Below are 24,606 nucleotides of genomic sequence, written 5' to 3' on the forward strand. Positions count from 1 at the left end.
CCGGTGAGACCGCTACTCGAGCTGGTGGTAGTCGAGCTCGTGGCCCTCGTCGAGGGCCGCCTGGACGGCCGCGCTCGGCTCGTCGACCGGCTCCGTCGAGAGCGCCATCCCGCCGATGTCGGCGCGCTCGATCGTGACGTTGCGCCGCCACGCCTCGTCCGTCTCGGGGTAGTCGGTGCGGTAGTGTGCACCGCGCGACTCCTCGCGTTCGAGCGCCCCGCGCAGGACCGCCTCCGCGGCGGTGAGCGAGAAGCCGAGGTCGACGGCGAACTCGAACGACTCGCTCGTGACGGGCCCGACGTCGAGGTCGCTGGCACGTTCGCGGAGCTCCTCGAGTGCGTCGAGACCGGCACGGAGCGACTCTTCGTCGCGGAGGATGCCCGCGTGTTCCCACATCGTGTCACGGAGCGCGGCGAGGGCGGCCTCGACGTCTTCGTCGCCGTCGCGGTTCGCCGTCGACGCGAGGTCGTCGAGGTGCGGGTCGACGAGGGTGTCGAGCAGGTCGGCCGGGATCGCTCCCGGGCCGTCGACGCGGTCGGCGACGGTCTCGCCGGCGACGACGCCGAACGCGACCGTCTCGGCGAGCGAGTTGCCACCGAGGCGGTTCGCGCCGTGGACGCCCGCCATCGTCTCGCCGATCGCAAAGAGCCCGTCGACGTCGGTCTCACCGGTCTCGTCGACCGCGACGCCACCCATTCCGTAGTGGGAGGTCGGTGCGACCTCGACGGGTTCCCGAGCCATGTCGACGCCGAGCTCCTGGAAGCGCTCGTACATGCGGGGGAGCCGTTCGCGGATGAAGTCGGCGTCGCGGTGTGAGATGTCGAGGTAGACGCCGCCGTGTTCGGTGCCGCGGCCCGCGGCGACTTCCTCGGCTATCGACCGCGCGACCACGTCGCGGGCGTCGAGCTCCATCTGGTCGGGCGAGTACCGACGCATGAAGCGCTCGCCCTCGGTGTTGAAGAGCCGACCGCCCTCGCCACGGACCGCCTCGGTCACGAGCCGACCGCTCCACGGCTCCCACTCGGGGTCGGTCTCGTCGACGGCCATGCCGGTCGGGTGGAACTGGATGAACCCCATGTCCATCAGGGTCGCTCCCGCGTCGTACGCCAGCGCCGCGCCGTCGCCGTTGTTCTCGTCGTCGCGCGAGGTGTGTCGGTTGTAGATTGCCGCGTGACCGCCGGCAGCGAGCACGACGGTGCCGGCGTTGAACAGCTGGAACGTGCCGGTGTCCATGTCGAAGCCGACCGCGCCGTACACCGCGTCGCCGTCGGCGACGAGCTTCGTGATCATCACGTTCTCGCGGTACGGGATCGACAGCGACTGGGCGCGGTCGACGAGGGTGTCGAGAAGCGACTCGCCGGTGTGGTCGCCCGCAAAGGCGGTGCGCCGGAACGACTGCGCGCCGAAGTAGCGCTGGTCGATGGCGCCATCGTCGGTCCGCGAGTAGTCCATCCCCCACTCGTCGAGCTCGCGGAGCCGCGCCGGCATCTGCTCGGTCACCGTCTCGACCAGCGCCGGGTCGTTGATCAGGTGGCCCTCGTTGAGCGTGTCGGCCGCGTGGATCGCGGGAGAGTCTTCGGGGTCGTGCGTGCCGAGTGCGCCGTTGATCCCGCCGCGTGCCCACGTGGTGTGTGCGTCGCCGTGGCCACGCTTGCCCAACACGAGCACGTCGTCGACGCCGCGCTCGGTGAGCTCGATGGCGGCTCTGGCGCCGGCTGCACCGGCACCGACGACGAGCACGGAGACGTCCGTGCGCTCGTATTCTATCGACTCGCCCGCGGCTTCGGCCGCTGATTCGGGCATATGTTATCGGTGACACCGCGGACGGTTAAGCCTCGCGCTCGCGCGTACGCGTGCGCGGCGCTCCGAGAGATGAGTATCGTCTCAGTCCCACCCGGGCGTTCCGGGTGCCCCCGCGTCGTCTTCGAGCCGACGAGCCAGCGCGTCGCGGTCAACGCGGTCAGCGGTGACCGGCTCGCCGTCCACACCGGCTCGATCGCGCCACGCGTGGATCGCCCGGCCGGCCCAGGAGTCGGTCGTCCGAGCCGTCTCTCGCGCGGCGGCGGCCCGGTCACGGTCGACCGCGAGCGATCCGGGACGCGAGCCGACGGCCGCGCCGACGAACCGGGCGCGGTCGGCGGCCGTCTCGGTGCCGGCCCGGAGACGGTCGACGACGCCGTCGAGGTCCTCGGGGTCGGGGTACGCGAAGACGGTCGCGCCGGCCGCGTGCGGGCCGAACGGGAGCGGCGGGGTATCGGCGGGCGGCGTGTCGTCGAGCAACCGGTCACCGCCGTCGGCTGCCTCGACGCGTTCGCACTCGGTCTCGGCGTCGAGTTCGAGCGAGTGAGCCGGATAGGTTCCACAGGCGCGCGGGTAGCGGTCGGTGTCGTGGATCCGACACTGGAGGGTCGTCGGGTCGAGAAAGACGCAGGCGTCGAGCCATCGAATCGCGTCGGTGCCGACCGGTGCGACTGGCTTCGGGGGGGGTGCGGAGTCCGACCGCGAACACCGGCCGGTCGTCGACGGCGGCGAGGTCGAATCCATCGATCGCGACGCGGTCGTCGGCTGGGGCCGGGGTGAACAGCCGCGGCCGGAGGACGTCACCGAGCCCGTCGGCGAGGAACGTGGCGACCTCGTCGCGACTGAGCGGCACCAGGTCGTAGTCGTCGTCGAGCGGGTGGCGGTCGCCGGTGCGGTCGGTGCCGGCGGCCGTCGGATCGAGGGGCCGCCAGTCGACACAACACCCGGCACACCCCGCACAGCGGAGGTTCATGCGATCGGGTAACACGTGCCGCGCAATCGTGATAAATTCATGTCACGATTTGTCGATGTGAGGCGTCCGCTTCGTCGATGTGAGACGTCCGCTTCGGCTGTGGGGCGTCTCGTGGCTGGCCTAGAGCGCGCCCTTCGTGCTCGGCGTGTCGCTGCGGCGGTCGTCGAGCCGGGTCGCGTCGTCGAGCGCCCGCGCGAGCGCCTTGAACAGCGCCTCGACCTCGTGGTGGGCGTTGTCGCCGCGCTCGACCGCCGCGTGGAGGGTGAGTCCGGCGTTCGACGCGAGCGACAGCGCGAAGTGGTCGGCCATCACGCTGGTGAACTCGCCGACCGACTCCTGTGAGAACGTGCCCTCGAAGGCGTAGTACGGCCGGCCGGCGACGTCGACGACGACGCTCGCGACCGCCTCGTCGAGCGGGACGCGTCGGTCGGCGTATCGCCGGATGCCGCGCTTGTCGCCGAGCGCCTCGGCGAACGCCTCACCGAGACAGATGGCGACGTCTTCCACCGTGTGGTGGTCATCGACGTGGGTGTCGCCGTCACAGCGAACGGTGAGATCGAAGAGGCCGTGCTTCGCGAAGGACCGCAGCATGTGGTCGAAGAAGCCGACTCCGGTGTCGACCTCGCTGTCGCCGTCGCCGTCGATCACGAGCGTGAGCTCGATCGTCGTCTCCGACGTCTCCCGCGAGACGGCCGCGCGCCGGTCGTGGTCGCTCATACCCGACCGTCGGCGGGCGGCGTTAAGGCCGTTGTGGGCTCCCGCCGGTGGCTATATGTGTTCGTCTGTCGTCACGTCGAGGCGGATGGACCCGCCCGAGTCGCCGGACTCCACGCGACCGCTCGACGCGAGGGGAGTGCCGACCGACGCCGAGCACGACGTCGACCCGCTGGTCACGGCGGCGGCTGTCGACGCCGACACCGGCGAGGGAGAGCTCGAGCGGACGATCGGCCTCGGCGGGGCGCTCGCCATCGGTGTCGGGACGATGGTCGGTGCGGGCATCTTCGTGTTCCCCGGACTCGCCGCCGCGCGGGCCGGTCCCGCGGCGTCGCTCTCGTTCGCCATCGGTGCCGGCGTCGCGTTGCTCGTCGCGCTGCCGACCGCGGAGCTCGCGACCGCGATGCCACACAGCGGCGGCGGGTACGTCTACGTCTCGCGGGCGCTCGGCACGGGCGTCGGCGCGGTAGTGGGACTCGGGCTGTGGCTCGGGCTCGTGTTCGCGTCCGCGTTCTATCTCGTGGGGCTCGGCAGCTACGCCGGACAAGTGCTTGTCGAGCTCGGCGTCTCGCTCTCGGTGCGGCCGGCGGTCCCGTTGGGTGTCGCGTTCGGAGTCGCACTCACGGCGCTCAGTCTCTTCGGGACCGAGAACACGGCGACGCTACAGAACGCGATCGTGGTCCTGCTCGTGGGTATCTTGGCGCTGTTTTTGAGCTACGGGAGCCTCGACGCGCTCGGCGTGTTCGGCACCGAGACGGCACCGGAGCGGTTCTTCCCGCCGGGCGGCGCGCTGGCGGTGGTGCAGACGGCCGCGTTCGTCTTCACCTCGTACCTCGGGTTCGCACAGATCGCGACGGTCGCCGGCGACGTCGAGTCGCCCGGGCGGACCCTCCCGCTCGCGATGGTCGGGTCGGTCTTGACCGTCGGCGGCCTCTACGTGGTCGCGATCTTCGTCTCGACCAGTGCGTTCGGGAGCGCCCGGCTCGGCGCGTTCGGTGAGACCGCGATGGTGGAAGTCGCCCGGGCGTTCGTCGGGCTGCCTGGGGCGGTCGGGATCGTTGCCGCCGGGCTGCTCGCGACGGTCTCAAGCGCCAACGCCTCGATCCTAAGCGCCTCCCGAATGGTGTACGCCGTGAGTCGCGACGGACTCGTCCCCGAGACAGCCGCTCGAATCAACCGCCGGTACGGGACCCCGCACGTCGCGCTCGGGCTCGCCGGCGTTCCGATCGTCGCGCTCACCGCGACCGGACGGGTGGGGTTGCTCGCCGAGGTCGCCTCCGTCCTCCACCTCGTGACGTACGGGCTCACCTGCGTCGCGCTGATTCGGTTCCGCCGCGAGCGCCCGGGGTGGTACGATCCGTCGTTCCGGTGTCCGGCCGGCGTCGTCGTCGCCGGCGGCGGCGCGCTCGCCAGCTTTGGGCTCGTCGGGTTCATGCAGCCCATGTCGATCGCCGTCGGCGGCGGCGTGATGGCCGCCGCGTACGGCTGGTACCGCGCGTACGCCACCGACGTCGACCTGGAGGGGGAGCGCACGTGAACGAGGCCGGCGAACCGTCGACGCACCCGAAGCCGACGGTCCTCGTCCCGGTCGCCGTCCACGGCGAGGCGTCGCTGCCAGGCGGGACCGCGGCGCTCCTCGCGAACGCCCGGGTCGTGGTGGCCGGGTACTACGAGGTGCCCGAACAGACCGCCACAGAACAGGCGCGCGAGCAGTTCGGCGAGTCCGCGAAGACGACGCTCCGCGAGCTCGCAGCGACGCTGGCCGACGTCGGCGCGACCGTCGAGACGCGGCTGGTGTTCACCCACGAGGCGGCGACGACGATCGACCGTATCGTCTACGAACACGACTGTCTCGCGGTCCTCGTGGCGAACCACGTCGAGCGCGTCGACGACGTCCTCCTCGCCGTCCGAGGGCTCGTCGGGCTCGAGCAGAACGCCGCGCTCGTCGCCGGCCTGTTCGCCGACCGAGGGGTCGACGTCACGGTGTACCACGGGCGAGACGCGGACGAGCCGGCGGCCGACGCGCGAGGAGTGGTGACCGAGACCGAGTGGGCGCTCCGCGAGCGAGGGATGAAAGCGAGCACGATCGAGACGGTCATCGAGCAGACGAACGAGCCGGTGGCGGCGATCGCCCGGCAGGCGGCCGACCACGACGTCGTGGTGATGGGCGAGACCAATCCGTCGGTGGCGACGGTGGTGTTCGGGATGCCCGCAGACCGCGTCGCCGAGCGGTTCGAGGGGCCGGTGCTCGTCGTGCAGCGGCCGCGCCCCGAGACGTGAGGGGTGTGCGACGTCGGGGAGAGAGACGGGCGAAGAGCCGTCGGGGAGACAGTCAGGCAGCGTCGACCGCCGCCTGCGCTTCGCGGAGGGTGAACCGGTCCTCGTAGAGGGCGGTGCCGACGACGACGGCCGCGGCACCGGCCCGCCGGAGCGCGAGCACGTCGTCGACCGTGGCGACCCCGCCGGAGGCGATCACGGGGACGTCGACCGCCGAGGCCACGGCGTCGACCGCGTCGGTGTCGACCCCGTCGAGTTGCCCTTCGACGTCGACGTTGGTGAAGAGGATCGCTCCCGCACCGAGCGACGCGTAGCGTTCGGCGGCCGTGGCCGGGTCGAGTCCGGTCGATTCGGTCCAGCCCGCGACGACCACCTCGCCGTCTTTCGCGTCGAGGCTCACCACGACGCTGCCGGGGTGGGTGTCGGTTATCTCGGCGACGACCGCCGGGTTCTCGACGGCCGCGGTCCCGAGGATGACGCGGTCGACGCCGGCGTCGAGGAGACCCTGGGCGTCTGCGGCCGTGCGGATACCGCCGCCGAGTTGCACGTCGACGGCTTCGTCGGTCGCCGCGACGACCGCCTCGATGGCGTCGGCGTTTGCGCGCTCGCCCTCGAAGGCGCCGTCGAGGTCGACGAGGTGGAGCGTCTCGGCGCCCGCCTCGACCCAGTCGGCGGCCGCCTCGACCGGGTCGCCGTAGACGGTTCCGGTGCCCCGTTCGCCACCGACGAGTTGGACGACCGCACCGTCCTGGACGTCGACCGCGGGAATCACCTCGAAGCGGGAGAAAGCAGTCATACCGCAGCCGTGGCGCGGCGGGCGATTAAACCGGTCGGTTCGAGACACCCCATCCGACGACAGGCGCGTACCGACCTACCGTGGCGCGCGCCTCGCGAGGTCGCCGGCGGCGGCCTCGCGAGCGCGTGCGAGGGACGAACGAGTCGCCCGTGGCGACGAGTGAGTCGGCTGGGGAGGACGTGGCTGAAGGTGATGTCCGGGTACCGTTCGGCCGTGTCGATCACACGTGATACAGAGGGAGCACGCGTCACGCAGACACCGAGTCGGCCACACCCTCCCCGCTGCGTCTGTGGTCGTGGGTGAGTGACCGAGACGACCCGCGACCGCCGGGCATGGCTTGTATCCACGCCCTCCCCAACCGATTCGCTCTGGTACGCAGTTGGTGGGTTCGTGATCGACACGACACCGCTGCGACACCCGGACACCAATGAGGCCACACCCTCCCCAGCCGATTCGCTCGGTGGCTTCGCCACCTCGCTCATCCCTCGCACGCGCTCGCGGGCACGCTCCGCGGCCCGCGAGGCGCGCGCCACCGGATCGTCGTCTCGGCTGCCCCCGTAGGTCACGGGGCGCGTACTGCCGGATATCGTGTTACACGAGTGGGAGCGTGATCCCGACGAGGACGGCACCGAACCCGAGGGCGGCGTAGAGCAGCCGTTCGAAGCGCGGCCCCGGCGGGAGCGGGCCGGCGTCGAGCGCCGGAGCGTGGTGGACGAGCTGGACGTACGCGACGAGGGTCACGACGAGGAACGCGCCGGCCGACCAGGCGAGCGAGGCACCGGCCGAGATGCCGTACGCCTGGCCGTAGATGGGACCGATCGAGAACGCGAGCATGAAGCCGAGGCCGACGCTCACCCCGAACGGCACGGGATCGATCGGCTCGCCGCGACGGTTGTGAAACTGGAGGGACGAGCGCACGGACGAGTCTTGGGTGTCCTCGCACAAAGAGCTAAGTGCCGGAGCACGCGGATAGTGCGTATGGCCGACGAGCCGAAGGGACTCGCCGAGGGGCTCGAGGAGTCGTCCGGCGACCCCCGCGTGGTACTCGCGATGAACGCCGTCCTCTCGCTGTTGTTCGGGTGGACCGTGGTGTGGGGACTCGACCGGCTCGAGGTGCTGACCGCGAGCCGGGGAACCATCGCCGCCGCGACCCTCGTCGTCTTCGTCACCACGTACCTCCTCGTGGTGCGGTGAGGTGGAGCCGCTCGACCGGCATGAGGGCTCCCGCTCGGCGGGAGGGGCGCTATCGGCCGGTCTCGGTCGCGCCGCGGGGCGGCAGTCGGTGACAAGATTTTATGACCGTCGCGTCGACCCATCGACGATGACCATCGAAGACCGGGACAACGCGTACCTCATCACGCACGCACTGGCGAAAGACACCCTCTCGCGGCTTCGCGACGTCGAGACCGAACAGGTCGCCTTCCGGAAGGGCCTGGTGAAACTCGGACGCGTCTGTGGCTACGAGATCATCGACGGCGCGATGGAGACGGAGTACGTCCCGGTCGAGACGCCGCTCGCGGAGACGACCGGCGAACGGGTGAAAGGCGTCGACGACGTCGTGATCATCAACGTCCTCCGAGCGGCGACGCCGTTCGTCGAGGGACTGTTGAAGGCGTTTCCCCGGGCGAAACAAGGGGTCATCTCGGCCGGCCGCGACGAGGCGGCCGGCATGGACGCCGACGGCGAGTTCCCGATCACGATCGACTACGTGAAACTGCCGGCGATCCGCGAGACGGACACGGTGATCGTCGCCGACCCGATGCTCGCGACCGGCTCGACGATGTGTGCCGTGCTCGAACACATCCTCGCCGAGGCGACCGAGTTCGAGGACCTGTTCGTGCTCGCTGCGGTCTCGGCGCCCGACGGACTCGTGCGCGTCGGCGACGCGTTCCCCGATGCCGACCTCCTCACCGTCGCCATCGACGACTACCTCGACGACGACGGCTACATCGTGCCCGGGCTCGGCGACGCCGGTGACCGCGCGTTCCGGACGACGTGAGTGCGCGTTCTGGACGACGTTGGCGGTCGCGCGGAGACCGGCGCAGACGGCCGCCGCAGGTATTTAAGAGCCCGCGCCGCGAGCAACCCGTATGAGCGACGCGCCGACGACCGACCCCTGTGACGGGTGTGGAGCGCCCACGACCGACGCGCTCGCCAGGACCGTCCGACTCAGTGTCGACCGCGCGAACATCGACACACAGCGGCTCTGTCCGGAGTGCTTCGCGACGTGGATCCAGCGATACCAGGCCGAGATGGGCGCGAAGACGGACCGCGAGACGACCGACTCGGAGATCATCGTCGACTGACGTGAGACCGACGCGGTGGCCGCGTCGGTCGGGTCCACGGCGGGTGCGACCGCGTCGGCGGGGGCCACGGTAGACGCGACGCTATCGCGCACGGCGCGTTCTCGGCACCCGGCAACGCGGGACGCCACCGGCCGGCTTAAGACGCGCCAGTGCACACTACTCCACAATGAGCCTCGCCATGGACGCCGCGCCCGACGTCGTCCCCGCCTGTGCGGACGACGGGACGTGGCTCGCATGCATCGAGTGCGGCGAGACGTTCGCCCCGTTCGAGGACGTTCGGTACACCTGTGACCACTGTGACGGCCTACTCGAGGTGCGGTACGCCGAGCTGCCGACGTTCGACGACTTCGGTACCGGCGCCTCGACGGACGGTCCCGACCGCGGCGTGTGGCGCTACAGAGAGGCGCTGCCGTTCGACCTCGGGGTGACCCTCCCAGAGGGCGACACGCCGTTACACCGCGTGCCGCGCATCGAAGACATCGTCGGCGTCGAGGGGCTCCGGATCAAACACGAGGGGATGAACCCCTCCGGGTCGTTCAAAGACCGCGGGATGACCGTCGGGGTTCGCGTCGCCCAGGAGCTCGACGTCGGCGCGCTGGCGTGTGCGTCCACCGGCAACACCAGCGCGGCGCTCGCGACCTACGGTGGCCGCGCGGGGATGCCCACGCTCGTGCTCCTTCCGCAGGGAAAAGTCGCCGCCGGCAAGATAGCCCAGGCGAGCCTCCACGGCGCGCGCATCCTCGAGGTCGACGGCAACTTCGACGACTGTCTCGACATCGTCCAGGAGCTCGCCGCTCGCGGCGCGGTGTACCTCCTCAACTCGCTCAACCCGTTCCGACTGGAGGGGCAGAAGACCATCGGCTTCGAGATCTTAGAGCAGTGTTACGCCGACTACGGTCGGTTCCCGGACCGGATCGTCCTCCCGGTCGGCAACGCGGGGAACACCTCTGCGATCTACAAGGGGTTCCGCGAGCTCGTCCAGTCGGGCGCGCTCGACGTCGCGGACGTGCCGAAGCTCACCGGCGTCCAGGCCGAGGGTGCCGCTCCGATGGTCGAGGCGGTGACCGAGGGCAACGACGAGATCAGTCGATGGGAGCACGTCGAGACGCGTGCGACCGCGATCCGGATCGGCAACCCGGTCAACGCGCCGAAGGCGCTCCCCGGCGTGCACAACACCGGCGGCACCGCGGTCGCCGTGAGCGACAACGAGATAACGGCCGCACAGGCGCACCTCGCGACCGAGGGCGTGGGCGTCGAGCCCGCCTCGGCTGCGAGCCTCGCCGGACTGAAGAAGCTCCGCCGGCAGGGTCGCGTCGACGACGACGAACTCGTCGTGTGTCTCACGACCGGCCACCTGCTGAAAGACCCGGAGGCCGCCTACAAGGCCGGCGGCGACCCCGAACCGGTCCCGAACGACGCCGACGCGATCCACGAGCAGATCAGCGAGTGAGTGGTCGACGAGTGCGGACGACGGCCGTGGCTCTGACCGTGTGACACCCGAACGACACGTGCCGTCCTCACGGTCGTAAGCGGCTAGATTCGCTCCTCACAGAGAGGTAGACCGTGTCCTCTTTGATCGATGCCGTGCGTGGGTGACCGGGTCGGTGACTGAGACGGGTCGCGACACCCGGGCACCGCGGTGGCCACACTCTCCCTACTGCGCGTGCGACGAGCACAGCGTGGCCGAGACGACCTTCGACCGCCGGGCATGGGCGTGTATCCACGCCCTCCCGGGCCGATTCGCTCTCGTACGTCTACGGTGGTCGTGTGGCCGAGACGACCGTACGACACCCGGACACCAGTTATCCACACTCTCCCCAGCCGATTCGCTCTCGTACGTGTGTGGTGATCGTGTGACCGAGACGACCGTACGACACCCGGACACCACTTCGCCACACCCTCCCCAGCCGATTCGCTCGGTGGCTACGCCACCTCGCTCATCCCTCGCACGCGCTCGCGAGCCCGCCTTCGGCGCGCTCACGAGGCGCGCGCCACCGTACGGGGGTGTCGGAAGGCGATCACTCGATCGCTACGCGGCCGCTCGTCGCGTCGTTGAGTCGTTCGACGAGCGCGTCGACCGCCGAAACCGGCACCCGCAGGTCGAAGCGAACCCGCGCGTCGTACGTGGCCTCGAACGAGACGTCCGCAGATTCGATGATGCCACGGACCGTCCCCGAGTCGTCGTAGTCGGTTCGCACGACGAGGGTGCGGTGGGGGCGTTCGTCGACGATTTCGGCGGCATCGAGCGCGTCAGCGACGGCGCGGCCGTACGCCCGCGCGAGCCCCCCGACGCCGAGGTTCGTCCCACCGTAGTACCGCACCACCGCACAGACGACCCGCTCGACCGCGCGCTGTTGGAGGACGTTGAGCGCCGGCTTCCCCGCCGACCCGCTCGGCTCCCCGTCGTCGTCGGCGTACTCCCGGAGAAACGTGGTCGACGTCGGCGACTGTGGGGAGGTGTCGGTCGCCGGCACTCGGTACGCGGGAACGACGTGCGTCGCGTCCGGAAACTGGGTCGCGACGGCATCAATGAACGCCTCTGCCTCGGCGACGTCGTCGGCCCGGTCGACGTGACCGAGGAACCGGGAGCCGCGAACCTCGAACGCCGTCGACGCGCGGGTCGCGACCGTACGGTAGGTGTCGCTCACGGACACCACGTCGAGGCGAGACGGCTAGTCGATGTCGGTCGGTGGGTCGGCATCCGACTCGACGGCGTGATCTGCGTCGACGGCGCCGCTCGACTCGCGGTCGGTGCCGCGCGCGGCGGCGACGGCGGTCGGGGGTGCCGACCGATAGAGGGCGGCGAACGCGGCCGTCCCGACGAGTTCGGCCGCGACGGCGACGATAGCGAGGGGTTCGGCCGCAAGGGCAGTGGCCGTGTCGGCGCCGTGCCACACCCCGTACCCAGCGAGGAGCCCGAGGAGGGTACCCGCCCCGAGCGCGTAGAGTCGCCGGTACTCGTCGGCCCGGAGCGTCGCGGCCGCGACGAGGACGGTGACGACGGCCGCGAGGACGAACACGTAGGGTCGGGCGTCCGCCGGTGCCGCCAGCCGCGGCCACGCCCAGAGCAGGTGAGCGGCTGCGCTCACCACCGCCGCCTGCACAGCCGTAATGCGGAGTACGCGTTTCCCGAGCGTGTCTCGCGGCGCCAACGGGCTATCGTTCGCCTGTGGGTCGTTCCCGACGGCCGAGTGGTCGTCGCTCATCGATCACTCCCAGGGATGCCGCCCGGGAGCATCCGGCCACAGCGGGTACCAGTACGACTCGTCGGATTCGACCGCGAGCTCGCCGTCGAGGACGGACTGCAGTGAGAACTCGGTGCGCTGATCGCGGTCGTTCGTTCCCCGCGGAGCGAACGGGTAGTACGCCCCCCGTCGGAACGAGTAGACCCAGTAGGCGGGGCCGTCCGCGTCGACGAAGCCGAAGACCGCCGCGAGGAGCCGTGAGCCGAACCCGGCCTCGATGAACTGGTCGGCCGCAAAGTGGACGCTCGTCACGAGGTCTTCGGGATCGTCGTCCTCCAAGACGAACCAGTGGTAGCCGTGCTCGTCGGCGTGCCGGTGGAACCCGGTCCCCGTTTCGAGTTCGCCCGCTTCGAGGATCTCCTCGACGGTTGAGACGGCGTCGTCGAAGCGGGTGCTGTCGACGTCGGAAAAACAGAGCGCCGCCTCGTTGGCGTGGTCGTAGCCGAGGTCGGCCTCCATCGTCACGTACGCCGTCGACATCCCGAAGAGGTCCTCGGGGTCGGCCTCGCGGGTCGCGTCGGTCTCGGCGCTGGTTCCGAGGACCGACCGGATCGTATCGAAGATGCCCATCTGTTGTAGTCGCTACGCGCCGCGGGGATTAGGGCGTTTCCACGTGGCACGCCCGAGACGACGGCTGCCGTCTCCGTGCTCGCCGCTCACTCGGCTTCGTCGGCCCTGTCGTCGAGGAACTGCAACACACCGCGAGCGTTGAGACTTGCGTCGGCCCGGCGTCGCTCCGCGTTCCAGAAGTCGTGGTCGGCACTCGCGGCCTCGAAGTGCTCGACGACGGCCTCGTCGGAGGGAAGCGTCTCCCGTGCCGAGCGAACGGCTTCGACCCACTCGACGTACGCGCGCTTTGCCGCCCCGAGTATCGACGGGTCGTACGTCCGGGGACCGAAGTGCGCGAAACACAACAGCGCGGGGTCCAACGCAGCGATCTGTTCGATGTCGCGGAGACACTGATCGAGGTCGAACTGCGGCGGCGGCGTTGTCTGTCGGACGGAGTCGATCGCGGGGACGTAGATGCCGGCGGCGTCGGCGGTGAAGACGACACCCGCGTCGGGGTCGTGGAAGACCGCGTGATGGGGGGCGTGGCCGGGCGCCTCGTGGACGACGAGCTCGCGGTCGCCGAGGTCGACACGGTCGCCGTCAGAGAGCCCCGCAATGCGATCGTCAGGCACGGGACGCGGGTCGGCGTAGTGACGCCACTGGTCGCGCACGGCGGCTTTCGTCCCGGCGACGAGAGCCGCAGGGTCGACGAGGTGTCGGACGCCGCGGTCGGGAATGCGGACCGTTGCGTTCGGGTACCGCTCGGCGAGGTACCCGGCACCGCCGGCGTGGTCGAGGTGGGCGTGTGTCGGAAGGATCCACGCGAGATCGGTGGGACCGATACCGATCGCATCGAGGGTGTCGAAGAGCGCCGCCCGGTTCACACCGGTGCCGGTGTCGATCACGGCCGGCCGCTCGGTGTCGTACACGTACACGGATCCGTGCTCGTCGGTGTCGAACATCCCCGTGTCGTGGACGTAGAGGTCGGGAACGTCGCGGACGGGTTCGAACTCGCCGGCGTTCATACCGGACGCACGAGACCGGGCCGCTTGTACCGTCCGGTCGCGTGCTGTCGGGTGGGAGCCGGGCGACACGAACCGGGCGGGAGCTTATGGTCCTTCCGGCCGTCACGGCGATCATGCGCGTGCTCGTCACTGGCGCGACAGGATTCGTCGGGAGCCGGCTCGTCCCGGCGCTACTCGACCGAGGTCACGAGGTCGTCGCGCTCGTGCGCGACGCCGAGAGCTATCGACCACCGGCAGGTGTCCACGTCGTCGAGGGCGACCTGCTGGAGCCCGAGACCCTACCGCCGGCGTTTCGAATCGACGGCTCGGTCGTCGACGCGGCGTACTACCTCGTCCACTCGATAGAGGGCGGTCCCGGCTACGAAGAGCGCGACCGAAACTGTGCACGCAACTTCGCCACAGCAGCGTCGGAGGCGGGCGTCGAGCGGGTCGTGTACCTCGGGGGGCTCGGCGAGGACCGCGAGGAGCTCTCGGAGCACCTCCGATCGCGACGCGAGGTCGAACGGCTGCTCGGCGAGGGATCGTACGCGCTCACGACGCTGCGCGCTGCGATCGTCATCGGCGAGGGGAGTGCGAGCTTCGAGGTGATCCGCGGGCTCGCGAGCCGGCTGCCGGTGATGGTGACGCCGAAGTGGGTCGACACCCTGTGTCAGCCCATCGCGATCGACGACGTGGTGGCGTACCTCGCAGGGGTGCTCGACGTACCCGAGACGGCCGGCGACACCTACGAGATCGGTGGACCAGAGGTGTTCACCTACGCCGAGATACTCCGGCGGACCCGCCAACAGTTCGGCCACGGACTGCGGATCGTCCGCGTCCCGGTGTTGAGCCCCGGGCTCTCGGCGCGGTGGCTGCGGCTCGTCACCGACGTCGACCCGTACCTCGCGCGGTCGCTGGTCGAAGGGCTTCGAAACACGGTCGTCGTCGAGGACGAGCGAATTCGTGACCTCGTTCCCGTCGACGAGACGCCATTCGACCTCGCGGTCGCCAGGGCCATCGACGAGGCGAACGCGAGCGGCGCGGGCAGCGGGAGCAACGAGAGCAGCGGGGGTGGGGACGGCGGGAACGAGACGGACGGCGGGGGTGTGTCCGCGGACGTCGCAGGCGATGGGGGGCAGACCAACGAGACAACCGCGTCCGAGGGCGCGTCGGCCGAGGGGCGGTCGGCGTGAGCCGGAGCTACGGCGAGACGTGGGTGTACGAGAGTCTCGTCGGTGGGATACCTGGCTTGAGCGTTCCGCGGTCGATCGCGGTCGCGATCCAGTTCGTCCTCTTCGAGGTCGGGGTGCTCGTGTTTGGGTGGTATTACGGCCTGTGGAACGCGGTGCTGGCCGGAACCGCGGCAGTGGCCGTCGCAGCGGTCGGCAGCGTGGAGATGCACCGTCTTGGCGCCAAAAACCGGCTGTTGTCGACGCCGCCGTCACACAAGCGGCTCCTGTTCGGAACGAGCATCGAGATCGTGTTGGGTGTGCTCGCGTTCATCGCGCTCTTGACCTACCTGATCGCCGTTGAGGGGACGTTGTTGACACAGCTGTTCGGCGCCAATCCGCCGATACCGGTGGTGTACCTGACGTTGCTCATCCTCTGGGATCTCACCTACCGGATCGGCACGTCGTGGTGGAGTGCGGTCGTCGCGCTTTGGCGGGCCGTCCACCTCGATCTCCCGACGGACGAGGCCGCGAGCGCACGACGGCTCGACGCCGAGAACATCGGGTTTTCGGTGGTACAACTCGCGTTGGTGCCGTTCTTGCTCGACGAGCCGATCCTGCTCGGTGCGGTCGTCGGGCACGTGCTCGCGGTCGCGGTCGTGTGTTCGGCGGCGATACTACTGACGCGCCCGTAGCGCACGGGTGCCGGGGCGGGCCGCCCGCTACCGGCTCTGCATCTCCTGGAACTTGTCGAGGAGTGCCTCCGCGGAGTCGCCCGAGTCGTACGTGAGCGACCCGGAGTACTCCGACCGCTCGGCGTCGAAGTCGGCGTCGACGACACTCGTCTTCTGTTCACGACGCTCGTGTTCTGCTTCGTCGTAGGCACCCATTGACATGGTACACGTTCACTTAGATAGTACTACACATATACTTATCGGCACCCCGGCACCAGCACGTCTGCAGAGAGAGCAGGGTCAGTGCCTGTCCACGAACCGGTCCACCGGAAGCGATTAACCCCGGTAGCGGGTACGATCTGTGTGGCACAACCGCTGCGATTCAGGCGTTCGCCCGGCCGGTGGGACGAGAACCGGGTCCGAACGCAGATCGAGCGGCCGCTCGATCAAAACCTCGGTGCTGCCGCCGGCGACCCGTGGTACGCGTCACCGCCCGGCTTCGAGGCCCGCCGGTTCGACATGGGCGACGGCTCGTGGGCGCTGTTCTGCTGGAGCGACGAGGACCCCCGCCCGCCAGAGGGCGCGGGCGGTGGACCCGTCGGCTACTGGCTCGGGAATACGGAGACGCCGAGCGCGCTCTGGCGGACGGACAAGTACGGCTTCGATGCCGTGCCGTACCCGGTCTCGCGGTGGGCACAGCGGGAGCTGTTGGCCGGCCTACACGACGACGAGCCGTGGCTCGCCGACTACCCACACGTTTCGTGGTTCTTCCTCCCGGTGTTCTGTTCGAAAGACGGCGCGGCGACGACCCGGGCGTTCTTCCGGGACCACGCCGCCGGCTTTCCGGACGCGACCCGCGAGGAGGGGACGGGATACGTCGAGCGGCTGTTACGCCCGGGTATCCTCGACGAGCACCGCGAGACGATGGCGGGGAAGCTCGGCACGTCGACGTCGATGGACCTCGTCCGGATGCGCGCGACGATCGGAGAGTTCACCGCGGCGAAGCTGCTCACGGACGCGGAGTACGCGATAACGCCCGAGGCCGCGGTGACCACCGGACACTCGCTCGACTACCGGGCGGCCGATCCCGCGACGGGCGAGGCCTGGCTCGTCGAGGTGACGCGACCACAGCCGGTGTCGACGCGGTCGGCGACCGGCCCCGTCGCTGCCGTTCGCGACACGGTCGAGACGAAAACGAGCGGACAGCTCTCGGCACACGGTGGCGGGGCGACGCTGTTCGTCGACTGCTCGTCGTTCCCGGCAGCCGACTGGGCGGCGGTCCAAGCCGCGAAGCCGAACGTCGGGCATCGGCCGGCCGTCGTGCTTCGGGCGCGGCCGAACGGCCCGATAGAGGCGTACCAGAAAGGATCGGTGCCGCTCGCGTTCGGCGACGCTCTCCAGTGGGGGTGAGCGGGACGCTACGAAGAGTATCGGGTGGGTGGTTCGAAAAGTGCGATACGAATTCGGCGTTCGTCTCAGAACGAGACTGGGTCTGGACCCCCCTGACCGGTGGTCGGGTCGCGGTCCGAGTAGAACCGCCGGCCGACGCCTCGGTGACAGACGCCGGCACGGAGCGTATCGAAGACCTCCTCGGGTGCGTCGAACGTCTGATCGCCGAACCGCTCGAGCACGTCCCCGATCCGCTCGGACCCGTCGGCGAGTTCTACGGTCGCGTTGCCGTGTGCCGCGATGAGTTCTTCCGAGGTCGTCGGGAACTGGTGCCGCTCGATCCGATCGTCGACGCCATTCAAGCGCATCAACTATGAGGATGTGCCGGGGGTACTTAATGATTGTTCATGTATAACCTTAGTCCGAGTAGATGTCGTAATATGGCCTAATACACCACGGAGTGTGCTAGTACTGACCACGAACCGAGGGCAGGAGATCTGGCCGTCACCCCATCACCCGAGCGCATTAGCTACTCGAACACCTACTCGTGTCCGATGCCCACCGCACGGTCACCGACTGACGCGACACCGGCGACAGGCGAGTCGATCGTCGCCGACCTGCACACGCATACGACGATTTCCGACGGCACGCTCTCGATTGAGGCGGTGCCGGAAGCGGCGCGAGAGGCGGGCCTCACGTGGGTCGCAGTCACCGACCACGACCGAATTCATCCTGGTATCGACGCACCGGTCGTGAACAGAGACGGGGTGCGGCTCGTCCGCGGGATCGAACTCCGTGTCGACGCAGGGCCAGAACGGCTTGATCTACTCGGGTACGCCGTCGAACACACCCCACGGCTCGACGCCGAGATAGCGCGGCTGCAGGCTGACCGCCGGGAGCGCGGCGCAGCGATCGTCGACCGCGTCGAAGACCGATTGGGAGTCGATCTCGACGTCGAGGTCGAATCCGGGATCGGTCGACCGCACATTGCCCGGGCGATAGCCGAGTCCAGCGCCCCATACGACTACGAGGCGGCGTTCACCGACCTGATCGGTGACGGGTGCCCGTGTTACGTCCCGCGGTCGGTGACCGGCCTCGAGGCGGGCGTCGAGCTCCTCCGAGAGGCGTGTGCGGTCGTCGGGCTCGCCCATCCGTTCCGATACGACGACGTCGACGCGGCGCTGTCGGTCGCGCGCGACCTCGACGCGGTCGAGCGCTGGTATCCGTACGGTCGACCGGTCGATACCAGCCGGGTCGACCGCGTCGTGGAGTCGGCCTCGCTGTTGGCGACCGGTGGAAGCGACGCTCACGGACAGACCCTCGGTGCCGCAGGGCTGACCGACTCCGCCTTCGAGCCGATCCGCGAGCGACTCCCCGAGCCGCGGTGACGGCGGGCGAGCGGACGGGAGTCGCCGACCCGACGTCCGGTGAATTGCGTCGCGAGGAACAGGGTTATTGTTCGGTGCGGCCCACATAACGGTATGCAGTGTCACTACTGCGACCGCGAGGCGGCCTACGAGACCGAGCACGACGGGGTCGTCGTCGGCCTCTGTGAGGAGCACTTCCGCGAACAGGTGGAGGCGCTGGCCGACGACGACGGACTGGCGGCGCTGCGCGACCGACTCGACGTCGAGTCACGCGAGTAGCCGGCGGCGCGCCACGGCCGGCTGCGTCGAACGAATCTTAAAAGCCCGTCGGGAGCGAACGACGGGTATGTTTCCGACCGACCGGCCGCGGCGGCTTCGAACCGACGCGGTTCGCTCACTCGTCAGTGAGTCGTCGCTGTCTGCGTCCGACCTCGTCGCGCCCGTCTTCGTCGACGCGACGACCGACGAACGAGTCCCCATCGAGTCGATGCCGGGACACGAGCGCGTCCCAGTCGACGAGGCGGCCGCCCGCGTCGAGGCGGTTTGTGAGACGGGCGTCGAGGCGGTGATGGTGTTCGGCGTGCCCGCGTCGAAGGATGCCAGGGGAAGCCGGGCGTACGCCGACGACGGCGTCGTCCAGCGGGCGATCCGGCGCGTAACGGCCGAGACCGACGCGTCCGTGATCGGTGACGTCTGTCTGTGTGAGTACACCGACCACGGCCACTGTGGCGTGCTCGAGCCGGACGCCGAGGCGGACCCGACGCTCACCGTGCGCAACGACGAGACGCTCGAACTGCTGGCGAAGACGGCCGTCTCGCAGGCCGACGCGGGGGCGTCGATGGTCGCTCCCTCGGCGATGGCGGACGGACAGGTCGCCGCGATCCGCGAGGCGCTCGACGACGCGGGCCACCGAGACGTCGGGATACTGAGCTACGCAGTGAAGTACGAGTCGAGCTTCTACGGGCCGTTTCGTGACGCCGCCGACGGTGCCCCCGCGTTCGGCGACCGGCGACACTACCAGATGGACCCGGCGAACCGCCGGGAAGCACTGCGCGAGGCCAGACTGGACGTCAAGGAGGGAGCCGACGTACTGCTCGTAAAACCCGGCTTGCCGTACCTGGACGTGCTCGCGGACGTCCGGCGTGAGTTCGACCGGCCCGTCGCCGCCTACAACGTCTCCGGCGAGTACGCGATGCTCCACGCGGCCGCGGAGAAGGGGTGGCTCGACCTCGAAGCGACCGCCCACGAGTCGCTGCTGGCCCTGAAACGGGCGGGTGCCGACCTCGTCGTGACGTACTTCGCCGAAGACCTCGCCGAGCGGCTCTAGCGGCGGTTCTCTGCTCGGTTATACTACCTGCTCGCCGTCGTCGTCGTACAACGCGATCGCGTCGACGGGACAGGCACGGGCCGCGAACTCCGCGTCGAGCTCGTCGCCCTCGGGGACGTCGACGACGAAGACGTCCGGCTCCGACTCCTCGCCGTCGACGAGGTCGGCTTTGCCGTCGTTCAGGTTCTTCTCGAAGGCGTCCCACTCGGCGACGCACTGGTACATCCCGATACACGTGTCGCGGTCGAACTCGACGTACATACTCGTCGTTCAGCGACGACGTACAAAGCCGTGGCGGGTGACACGTCTCGTGGCGAGCCATCGACCCGTTCTGTTTTATGTGATGGAGGCCCCACCAATCGACGATGACGGAGGTCTGGCTCGTCGACAGACAGTTCGACTCGAAGGGACTGGTGCGGCTGACGTACGCGACCCCGGACGGCGAACGCGTTCACACCACGGAGGTGTCCGAACGACGGCTGATGATGGGCGACGGCGTCACGGCCGGGCGAGACGTCGAGGCGAGCGCACTCGGTGAGACGCCCGAGGAGTCGGTCGAGCGGTTCGCGACGGAGGCCACGCGGATGGCCGCCGAGCACGACGCAGCCGAGACGGTCTGACGGGGAAGAGCCGTCCGACGATTTAAATCCGATCGGGGGCGAACAATGTAGTAATGGAACCGACCGCGCTCTCTGGACTGCCGCCGGGCGTCGGCGAGGCGCTCGAAGCCGAGGGCGTCGAGACGCTCTATCCGCCACAGGCGGCGGCCGTCGAGGCCGGCGTCCTCGACGGTGAGAGTCTCGTCGCCGCGGTGCCGACCGCCTCCGGGAAGACCCTCATCGCCGAGCTCGCGATGCTGTCGGCGGTCGAACGCGGCGGCATGGCGCTGTACATCGTGCCGCTTCGTGCGCTCGCCAGCGAGAAGAAGGCCGAGTTCGAACGCTGGGAGGATCACGGCGTCACCGTCGGCGTGTCGACGGGAAACTACAGCTCCGACGGCGAGTGGCTCGCGAGCCGCGACATCGTCGTCGCCACGAGCGAGAAGGTCGATTCGCTGATACGCAACGGGGCGGCGTGGATCGACGATCTGTCCTGTGTGGTGAGCGACGAGGTCCACCTCGTCGACGACGGGAACCGTGGACCGACGCTCGAGGTCACCCTCGCGAAGCTCCGTCGCGTGAATCCGACCCTACAGACGGTCGCGTTGTCGGCGACCGTCGGCAACGCAGCGACCATCGCCGACTGGCTCGACGCGGCGCTCGTCGAGTCTGACTGGCGCCCAATAGCGCTCCGCACGGGCGTTCACTACGGCAACGCGATCGACTTCGACGACGGAAGTACACAGGAGGTGTGCGTCGACCGCGGCGAGGACGCGACCGCGCGACTCGTCGCGGACGCGCTCGACACCGAAGCGGACGGACGCGGCGGCTCCTCGCTCGTGTTCGTCAACTCGCGTCGAAACGCCGAGTCGGCCGCCCGGACGCTGGCCGAGGTGACCCGCGAGCGGCTGACGGCCGACGAGCGCGACCGGCTTCGCGAGCTGGCCGAGACGGTCCGGGAGGCCTCCGACGCCGACACCGCGAGCGACCTCGCCGACGTCGTCGAGCGAGGGGCGGCGTTCCACCACGCGGGGCTCTCTGCGCCGAACCGGGCAGCGATCGAGGACGCGTTTCGCGACCGGCTGATCAAGGCCGTCTCGGCGACGCCGACGCTCGCCGCCGGCGTCAACACCCCGGCACGTCGGGTGGTGGTCCGCGACTGGCGACGGTACGACGGCGAGTTCGGCGGGATGAAGCCGCTCGACGTGCTCGAGGTCCACCAGATGTGCGGACGCGCCGGTCGGCCAGGGCTCGATCCGTACGGCGAGGCGGTGTTACTCGCGAACGACGCCGACACGAAACAGGAGCTGTTCGAGCGGTACGTCTGGGCAGAGCCAGAGCCCGTGCGGTCGAAGCTCGCCGCCGAGCCCGCGCTCCGGACGCACGTGCTCGCGACCGTCGCCTCCGGGTTCGCCTCCACGCGACGGGGACTCCTCGAGTTCCTCGACAACACCCTCTACGCCACCCAGACCGACGACGAGCGGCGGCTTACGTCGGTGACTGACGCCGTACTCGAGTACCTCGAGGCGAACGACTTCCTCGAACGCGACCGCTCGAACGGGACCGAGACGCTCGCCGCGACGGGGATCGGTCACACCGTCTCTCGGCTCTACGTCGACCCGATGAGTGCCGCGACGCTCCTCGACGGACTCCGAGAGGCCTGTGCGAGCGACGACGGCGGCGACTCGGGCGCGTACGAACGATCCGGCACGCCGGCAGCGGACGAGGCGCCCGGCTTCGGAACGTACAGCCGGGTCGACGACGCGAGCGACGACGGCGAGACGGGCGGCGATGGCGCGGCGGTCGGCGAACGCGTCCCAGCCGTCGGTATCTCTGCGCTCGGGCTGTATCACCTCGTGAGCCGGACGCCGGACGCCTACGAGCTGTACCTCAAGTCGGGTGACCGCGAGCGGTACACCGAGGTGTGTTACGAGCGTGAGGCCGAACTGATCGGGTCGACACCCTCGGAGTACGAGGACGTTCGGTTCGAAGACTGGCTCGCGGCGCTCAAGACGGGGCGATTGCTCGAAGACTGGGCCGAAGAGGTGGACGAAGACCGGATCGCCGAGCGGTACGGCGTCGGTCCGGGCGACATCCGTGGAAAAGTCGAGACCGCCGAGTGGTTGTTGCGCGCCGCCGAGACGCTCGCCGCCGACGTCGACGCCATAGACGGCGATGCCGTGCTCGCGGTTCGACGCGCCCGCAAGCGGGTCGAGTACGGCGTCCGCGAGCAGTTGCTCGATCTCGCCGGCGTCCGCACCGTCGGGCGGAAGCGTGCCAGGCGGCTCTTCGAGGCGGGAATCGAGACGCGAGCCGACCTCCGAGAGGCCGACAAGAGCGTGGTGCTCGGGGCGCTTCGCGGCCGTGTGCGAACCGCAGAACGGGTGCTCGAACACGCCGGGCGAGAGGACCCGTCGATGGACGACGTCGACGCCGACCACACCGCGGCCGCGGCGGCGACCGCCGGGAGCGGCGACGGTGACGGCGACGGACAGGCCAGCTTGGGTGATTTCGGGTGACCCGGGAGGTCCCGGCGGTCGGCGCGCCAGACGGGTGGGTCGCGCCTGAGACGCGGATCGCCGAAGGCCGGGTCGTAATCGAGGACCTCGACGCGTTCCTCGCCGAACTCGAGGCGATCGGGTCGGAGACCGGCGCAGTCGTGCAGGCGGTCGACGCCGACCGAGTCGTCGACGGTGACCACCTCCGACTCGCGACACGACTGGCCGCGCGGGCGATCGCACGCGGTGAGGCGGTCGCACGCGACCCGGCGGTGGAGGTGCTGTTGTACGCGGCCGGTCGGCGACAGATCGATCGGGCGCTCGAACTCGGCGTCGAACCAGGGGAGCGGCGGGTGGGGTTCGTCGTCGCCGACTTCGGTGACGTGCCTGGAGCGGACCGGCCGGGAGCGTCCCTCGAAGCGGCCGTGGCGGCGGTCGAACGACGCTGTGAGTCGTCGCACGTGCTCGGGACCTTCGACGAGGCGGCCGTGCGGTCGTACTACGAGGTCACAGACGACGAGCTTGAAGCGGCCGCGGGCGACCTGCCGGCGCTCGTCCGTGAGCGGGTGGCGTTGCTCGACGTCGAGAAGTGATCACCCCCTTATTTCGGATGGAAACCGCCAGATGGCGGCTATGAACGCTTCCACCAGAAATGGAGCGTGGTTCTTCGGATTGACCGGCAGGTCACCGAACGACCACGAGAGAGTAGTCCATCCTGGATTCGAACCAGGGTCGAAGCCCCCAGAAGGCTTCAGGATTGGCCGCTACCCCAATGGACTGCCTACACATCAGATACACCGCGCGAGTTTGTAAGCGTTGCGCGTCGCCGCGCCCTGCGTGAAGCCGTGACACACGAACGGAGGCCCCACAGAGAGACGCCGGACCGTCACCGCCCTGGGGTCGGCGGCGAGAGTCGACTCAGTCGTGGATCGATCGACGTGTTTTAGCCGGTTCGATGACCAGGGACGTGTATGTACATCGGACGGTTCGTCGTCGTCGGGCCGGGCATCGGCGCGTATCGAGTCTCGTCTCGGTCGTTTCCGAACCGACGGGTCGACGAGCGCGACGAGACCCTGACCGTCGAACCGACGCCGGACGCGCCGACGACCGACAATCCGTACGTCTCGTACAACTGCGTTCGCGCCGTCTCGTCGCCAACCGGCGAGCCGGTCACGGTCCTCGGCAACGGCTCACACGTGGACCCGATCGCAGAGAAGATCGAGCGGGGATACCCGGATCGAGACGCGCTCGCGACCCCGTTGCTGGCGCTCGACTTCGAGAAGGACGACTACGACACCCCGCGCGTGGCCGGCGTCGTCCGCGCCGAAACCGCGACTATCGGGACCGTCAGACGCGACGCCCTGCTCGTTGAGGCGGTCGACGAGCCGACCATGGTCGCGACGTACGAGGCCGACGCGCCGGCGCGGTACGACCTGGCCGCGAGCGACGCGGCGGCCGCCGCGAGCGAGGTGCTCGGAGCCGACTTCGAGCACCCCGTCTGTGCGGCAGGCGCAACCGTCGACAGCGACGGCGTCTCGCTCGCGGTCGATAACGACAACTGACATACGCGTAGGGTGGCGCGCGCCTCGCGAGCACGCCGGAGGCGGGCTTGCGAGCGCGTGCGAGGGATGAGCGAGTCGCCCGTGGGCGACGAGCGAATCGGCTGGGGAGGGTGTGGCCCAACTGGTGTCCGGAGGTTGCGGCGGCGTCTTGTTCACACAGCCACTTCCACGAACATATAGAATCGGCTGGGGAGGGTGTGGCTGTAACTGGTGTCCGGAGGTTGCGGCGGCGTCTTGTTCACACAGCCACTTCCACGAACATATAGAATCGGCTGGGGAGGGTGTGACCCAAGTGGTGTCCGGGTGTCACGAAGCCGTGTTGGATACACAATCACTGACACACGCGCGTCGGAACGA

The 24,606-nt window shown here is 69.4% G+C and carries 27 protein-coding genes, 1 tRNA gene and 1 pseudogene; 16 read left to right on the top strand and 13 right to left on the bottom strand.

What is annotated here, in order from left to right; all coding sequences use genetic code 11:
* Positions 1-12: 12 nt before the first annotated feature.
* The 3 genes and pseudogenes from ACNTAO_RS08360 to hisB all read right to left on the bottom strand — a co-directional run bounded on the left by ACNTAO_RS08360 (position 13) and on the right by hisB (position 3,490).
* Positions 13-1,803: an L-aspartate oxidase gene (locus tag ACNTAO_RS08360; RefSeq protein ID WP_435161530.1), complete on the bottom strand. Its 1,791-nt coding sequence runs from the start codon at positions 1,801-1,803 to the stop codon at positions 13-15.
* An 81-nt stretch (positions 1,804-1,884) separates the two neighbouring features.
* Positions 1,885-2,773 (bottom strand): annotated as a pseudogene (locus ACNTAO_RS08365) (YkgJ family cysteine cluster protein).
* Between the two features lie 120 nt (positions 2,774-2,893).
* The gene (hisB, locus tag ACNTAO_RS08370) at positions 2,894-3,490 is read right to left on the bottom strand and encodes an imidazoleglycerol-phosphate dehydratase HisB (protein WP_435161531.1); all 597 of its coding nucleotides are present in this window, start codon (positions 3,488-3,490) and stop codon (positions 2,894-2,896) included.
* A gap of 85 nt (positions 3,491-3,575) precedes the next feature.
* On the opposite strand from hisB, the gene ACNTAO_RS08375 reads away from it, so the two are divergent.
* Both ACNTAO_RS08375 and ACNTAO_RS08380 read left to right on the top strand, forming a co-directional pair.
* Positions 3,576-5,024: an APC family permease gene (locus ACNTAO_RS08375; RefSeq protein WP_435161532.1), complete on the top strand. Its 1,449-nt coding sequence runs from the start codon at positions 3,576-3,578 to the stop codon at positions 5,022-5,024.
* The gene (locus ACNTAO_RS08380) at positions 5,021-5,767 is read left to right on the top strand and encodes a universal stress protein (protein ID WP_435161533.1); all 747 of its coding nucleotides are present in this window, start codon (positions 5,021-5,023) and stop codon (positions 5,765-5,767) included. Before ACNTAO_RS08375 ends, ACNTAO_RS08380 begins: the two co-directional genes overlap by 4 nt.
* Before the next feature lie 52 nt (positions 5,768-5,819).
* Here the strand turns inward: ACNTAO_RS08380 and hisA are convergent, their stop codons facing one another.
* Positions 5,820-6,560 carry a 1-(5-phosphoribosyl)-5-[(5-phosphoribosylamino)methylideneamino]imidazole-4-carboxamide isomerase gene (hisA, locus tag ACNTAO_RS08385; RefSeq protein WP_435161534.1) on the bottom strand — a complete coding sequence of 247 codons (741 nt, stop codon included), beginning with the start codon at positions 6,558-6,560 and terminating at the stop codon, positions 5,820-5,822.
* Between the two features lie 591 nt (positions 6,561-7,151).
* On the bottom strand, positions 7,152-7,478 hold the full coding sequence (locus tag ACNTAO_RS08390) for a hypothetical protein (protein ID WP_435161535.1): 327 nt from the start codon (positions 7,476-7,478) through the stop codon (positions 7,152-7,154).
* A gap of 60 nt (positions 7,479-7,538) precedes the next feature.
* Here ACNTAO_RS08390 and ACNTAO_RS08395 point away from each other — a divergent pair, with 60 nt between their 5' ends.
* From ACNTAO_RS08395 to thrC, 4 genes are all read left to right on the top strand, one after another.
* Positions 7,539-7,754, top strand: a complete 216-nt coding sequence (locus ACNTAO_RS08395) for a DUF8107 family protein (protein WP_435161536.1) — start codon at positions 7,539-7,541, stop codon at positions 7,752-7,754.
* Between the two features lie 127 nt (positions 7,755-7,881).
* The gene (upp, locus tag ACNTAO_RS08400) at positions 7,882-8,559 is read left to right on the top strand and encodes a uracil phosphoribosyltransferase (protein ID WP_435161537.1); all 678 of its coding nucleotides are present in this window, start codon (positions 7,882-7,884) and stop codon (positions 8,557-8,559) included.
* Between the two features lie 91 nt (positions 8,560-8,650).
* On the top strand, positions 8,651-8,866 hold the full coding sequence (locus tag ACNTAO_RS08405) for a DUF7569 family protein (protein ID WP_435161538.1): 216 nt from the start codon (positions 8,651-8,653) through the stop codon (positions 8,864-8,866).
* A gap of 166 nt (positions 8,867-9,032) precedes the next feature.
* Positions 9,033-10,316, top strand: a complete 1,284-nt coding sequence (gene thrC, locus ACNTAO_RS08410) for a threonine synthase (RefSeq protein ID WP_435161539.1) — start codon at positions 9,033-9,035, stop codon at positions 10,314-10,316.
* Between the two features lie 568 nt (positions 10,317-10,884).
* Here the strand turns inward: thrC and ACNTAO_RS08415 are convergent.
* The 4 genes from ACNTAO_RS08415 to ACNTAO_RS08430 form a co-directional block, all read right to left on the bottom strand.
* Complete coding sequence (locus ACNTAO_RS08415; protein ID WP_435161540.1) at positions 10,885-11,514, bottom strand: IMPACT family protein; 630 nt, start codon at positions 11,512-11,514, stop codon at positions 10,885-10,887.
* A 24-nt stretch (positions 11,515-11,538) separates the two neighbouring features.
* Positions 11,539-12,072: a hypothetical protein gene (locus tag ACNTAO_RS08420; RefSeq protein ID WP_435161541.1), complete on the bottom strand. Its 534-nt coding sequence runs from the start codon at positions 12,070-12,072 to the stop codon at positions 11,539-11,541.
* Between the two features lie 3 nt (positions 12,073-12,075).
* Entirely contained in the window at positions 12,076-12,681 is a 606-nt protein-coding gene (pspAB, locus tag ACNTAO_RS08425) for a PspA-associated protein PspAB (RefSeq protein WP_435161542.1), read from the bottom strand.
* A gap of 86 nt (positions 12,682-12,767) precedes the next feature.
* Positions 12,768-13,685 (bottom strand): MBL fold metallo-hydrolase, encoded by a 918-nt coding sequence (locus tag ACNTAO_RS08430; protein ID WP_435161543.1) that lies wholly within the window; start codon positions 13,683-13,685, stop codon positions 12,768-12,770.
* Between the two features lie 113 nt (positions 13,686-13,798).
* On the opposite strand from ACNTAO_RS08430, the gene ACNTAO_RS08435 reads away from it, so the two are divergent.
* Complete coding sequence (locus ACNTAO_RS08435; protein WP_435161599.1) at positions 13,799-14,857, top strand: NAD(P)H-binding protein; 1,059 nt, start codon at positions 13,799-13,801, stop codon at positions 14,855-14,857.
* Positions 14,854-15,528 (top strand): DUF7530 family protein, encoded by a 675-nt coding sequence (locus ACNTAO_RS08440; RefSeq protein WP_435161544.1) that lies wholly within the window; start codon positions 14,854-14,856, stop codon positions 15,526-15,528. The genes ACNTAO_RS08435 and ACNTAO_RS08440 overlap by 4 nt, the downstream gene beginning before the upstream one ends.
* Before the next feature lie 27 nt (positions 15,529-15,555).
* On the opposite strand, the gene ACNTAO_RS08445 is transcribed toward ACNTAO_RS08440, so the two are convergent.
* Positions 15,556-15,723, bottom strand: a complete 168-nt coding sequence (locus tag ACNTAO_RS08445; protein WP_435161600.1) for a DUF5786 family protein — start codon at positions 15,721-15,723, stop codon at positions 15,556-15,558.
* A gap of 147 nt (positions 15,724-15,870) precedes the next feature.
* On the opposite strand from ACNTAO_RS08445, the gene ACNTAO_RS08450 reads away from it, so the two are divergent.
* Positions 15,871-16,917, top strand: a complete 1,047-nt coding sequence (locus tag ACNTAO_RS08450; RefSeq protein WP_435161545.1) for a DUF5784 family protein — start codon at positions 15,871-15,873, stop codon at positions 16,915-16,917.
* Between the two features lie 65 nt (positions 16,918-16,982).
* Here ACNTAO_RS08450 and ACNTAO_RS08455 read toward each other — a convergent pair whose 3' ends face one another.
* Positions 16,983-17,264: a DUF5789 family protein gene (locus ACNTAO_RS08455; RefSeq protein WP_435161546.1), complete on the bottom strand. Its 282-nt coding sequence runs from the start codon at positions 17,262-17,264 to the stop codon at positions 16,983-16,985.
* Between the two features lie 186 nt (positions 17,265-17,450).
* On the opposite strand from ACNTAO_RS08455, the gene ACNTAO_RS08460 reads away from it, so the two are divergent.
* The 3 genes from ACNTAO_RS08460 to hemB all read left to right on the top strand — a co-directional run bounded on the left by ACNTAO_RS08460 (position 17,451) and on the right by hemB (position 19,590).
* Positions 17,451-18,284 carry a PHP domain-containing protein gene (locus ACNTAO_RS08460; RefSeq protein ID WP_435161547.1) on the top strand — a complete coding sequence of 278 codons (834 nt, stop codon included), beginning with the start codon at positions 17,451-17,453 and terminating at the stop codon, positions 18,282-18,284.
* A 93-nt stretch (positions 18,285-18,377) separates the two neighbouring features.
* A complete protein-coding gene (locus ACNTAO_RS08465; protein WP_435161548.1) occupies positions 18,378-18,542 on the top strand; it encodes a DUF6757 family protein in 165 nt (54 codons plus the stop codon).
* Between the two features lie 67 nt (positions 18,543-18,609).
* Positions 18,610-19,590, top strand: coding sequence for a porphobilinogen synthase (hemB, locus tag ACNTAO_RS08470; RefSeq protein ID WP_435161549.1), 981 nt, complete (start codon positions 18,610-18,612; stop codon positions 19,588-19,590).
* 18 nt (positions 19,591-19,608) lie between these two features.
* Here the strand turns inward: hemB and ACNTAO_RS08475 are convergent, their stop codons facing one another.
* Positions 19,609-19,851, bottom strand: a complete 243-nt coding sequence (locus ACNTAO_RS08475; RefSeq protein WP_435161550.1) for a ferredoxin — start codon at positions 19,849-19,851, stop codon at positions 19,609-19,611.
* A gap of 104 nt (positions 19,852-19,955) precedes the next feature.
* Here ACNTAO_RS08475 and ACNTAO_RS08480 point away from each other — a divergent pair, with 104 nt between their 5' ends.
* Genes ACNTAO_RS08480 through cgi121 form a run of 3 tightly spaced genes read left to right on the top strand, consistent with a single transcriptional unit; the run spans position 19,956 to position 23,280 of the window.
* The gene (locus tag ACNTAO_RS08480) at positions 19,956-20,210 is read left to right on the top strand and encodes a DUF7967 family protein (protein ID WP_435161551.1); all 255 of its coding nucleotides are present in this window, start codon (positions 19,956-19,958) and stop codon (positions 20,208-20,210) included.
* A 53-nt stretch (positions 20,211-20,263) separates the two neighbouring features.
* Entirely contained in the window at positions 20,264-22,708 is a 2,445-nt protein-coding gene (locus ACNTAO_RS08485) for an ATP-dependent DNA helicase (RefSeq protein ID WP_435161552.1), read from the top strand.
* Positions 22,705-23,280 carry a KEOPS complex subunit Cgi121 gene (gene cgi121, locus ACNTAO_RS08490; protein WP_435161553.1) on the top strand — a complete coding sequence of 192 codons (576 nt, stop codon included), beginning with the start codon at positions 22,705-22,707 and terminating at the stop codon, positions 23,278-23,280. Before ACNTAO_RS08485 ends, cgi121 begins: the two co-directional genes overlap by 4 nt.
* A 113-nt stretch (positions 23,281-23,393) precedes the next feature.
* On the opposite strand, the gene ACNTAO_RS08495 is transcribed toward cgi121, so the two are convergent.
* Positions 23,394-23,466: transfer RNA gene (locus tag ACNTAO_RS08495), tRNA-Gln, on the bottom strand.
* A 192-nt stretch (positions 23,467-23,658) separates the two neighbouring features.
* On the opposite strand from ACNTAO_RS08495, the gene ACNTAO_RS08500 reads away from it, so the two are divergent.
* Positions 23,659-24,249, top strand: coding sequence for an IMP cyclohydrolase (locus ACNTAO_RS08500; RefSeq protein ID WP_435161554.1), 591 nt, complete (start codon positions 23,659-23,661; stop codon positions 24,247-24,249).
* Positions 24,250-24,606: the final 357 nt, after the last annotated feature.

It is taken from the genome of Halorubrum zhoui (assembly GCF_051194155.1).
GTDB lineage: Archaea > Halobacteriota > Halobacteria > Halobacteriales > Haloferacaceae > Halorubrum.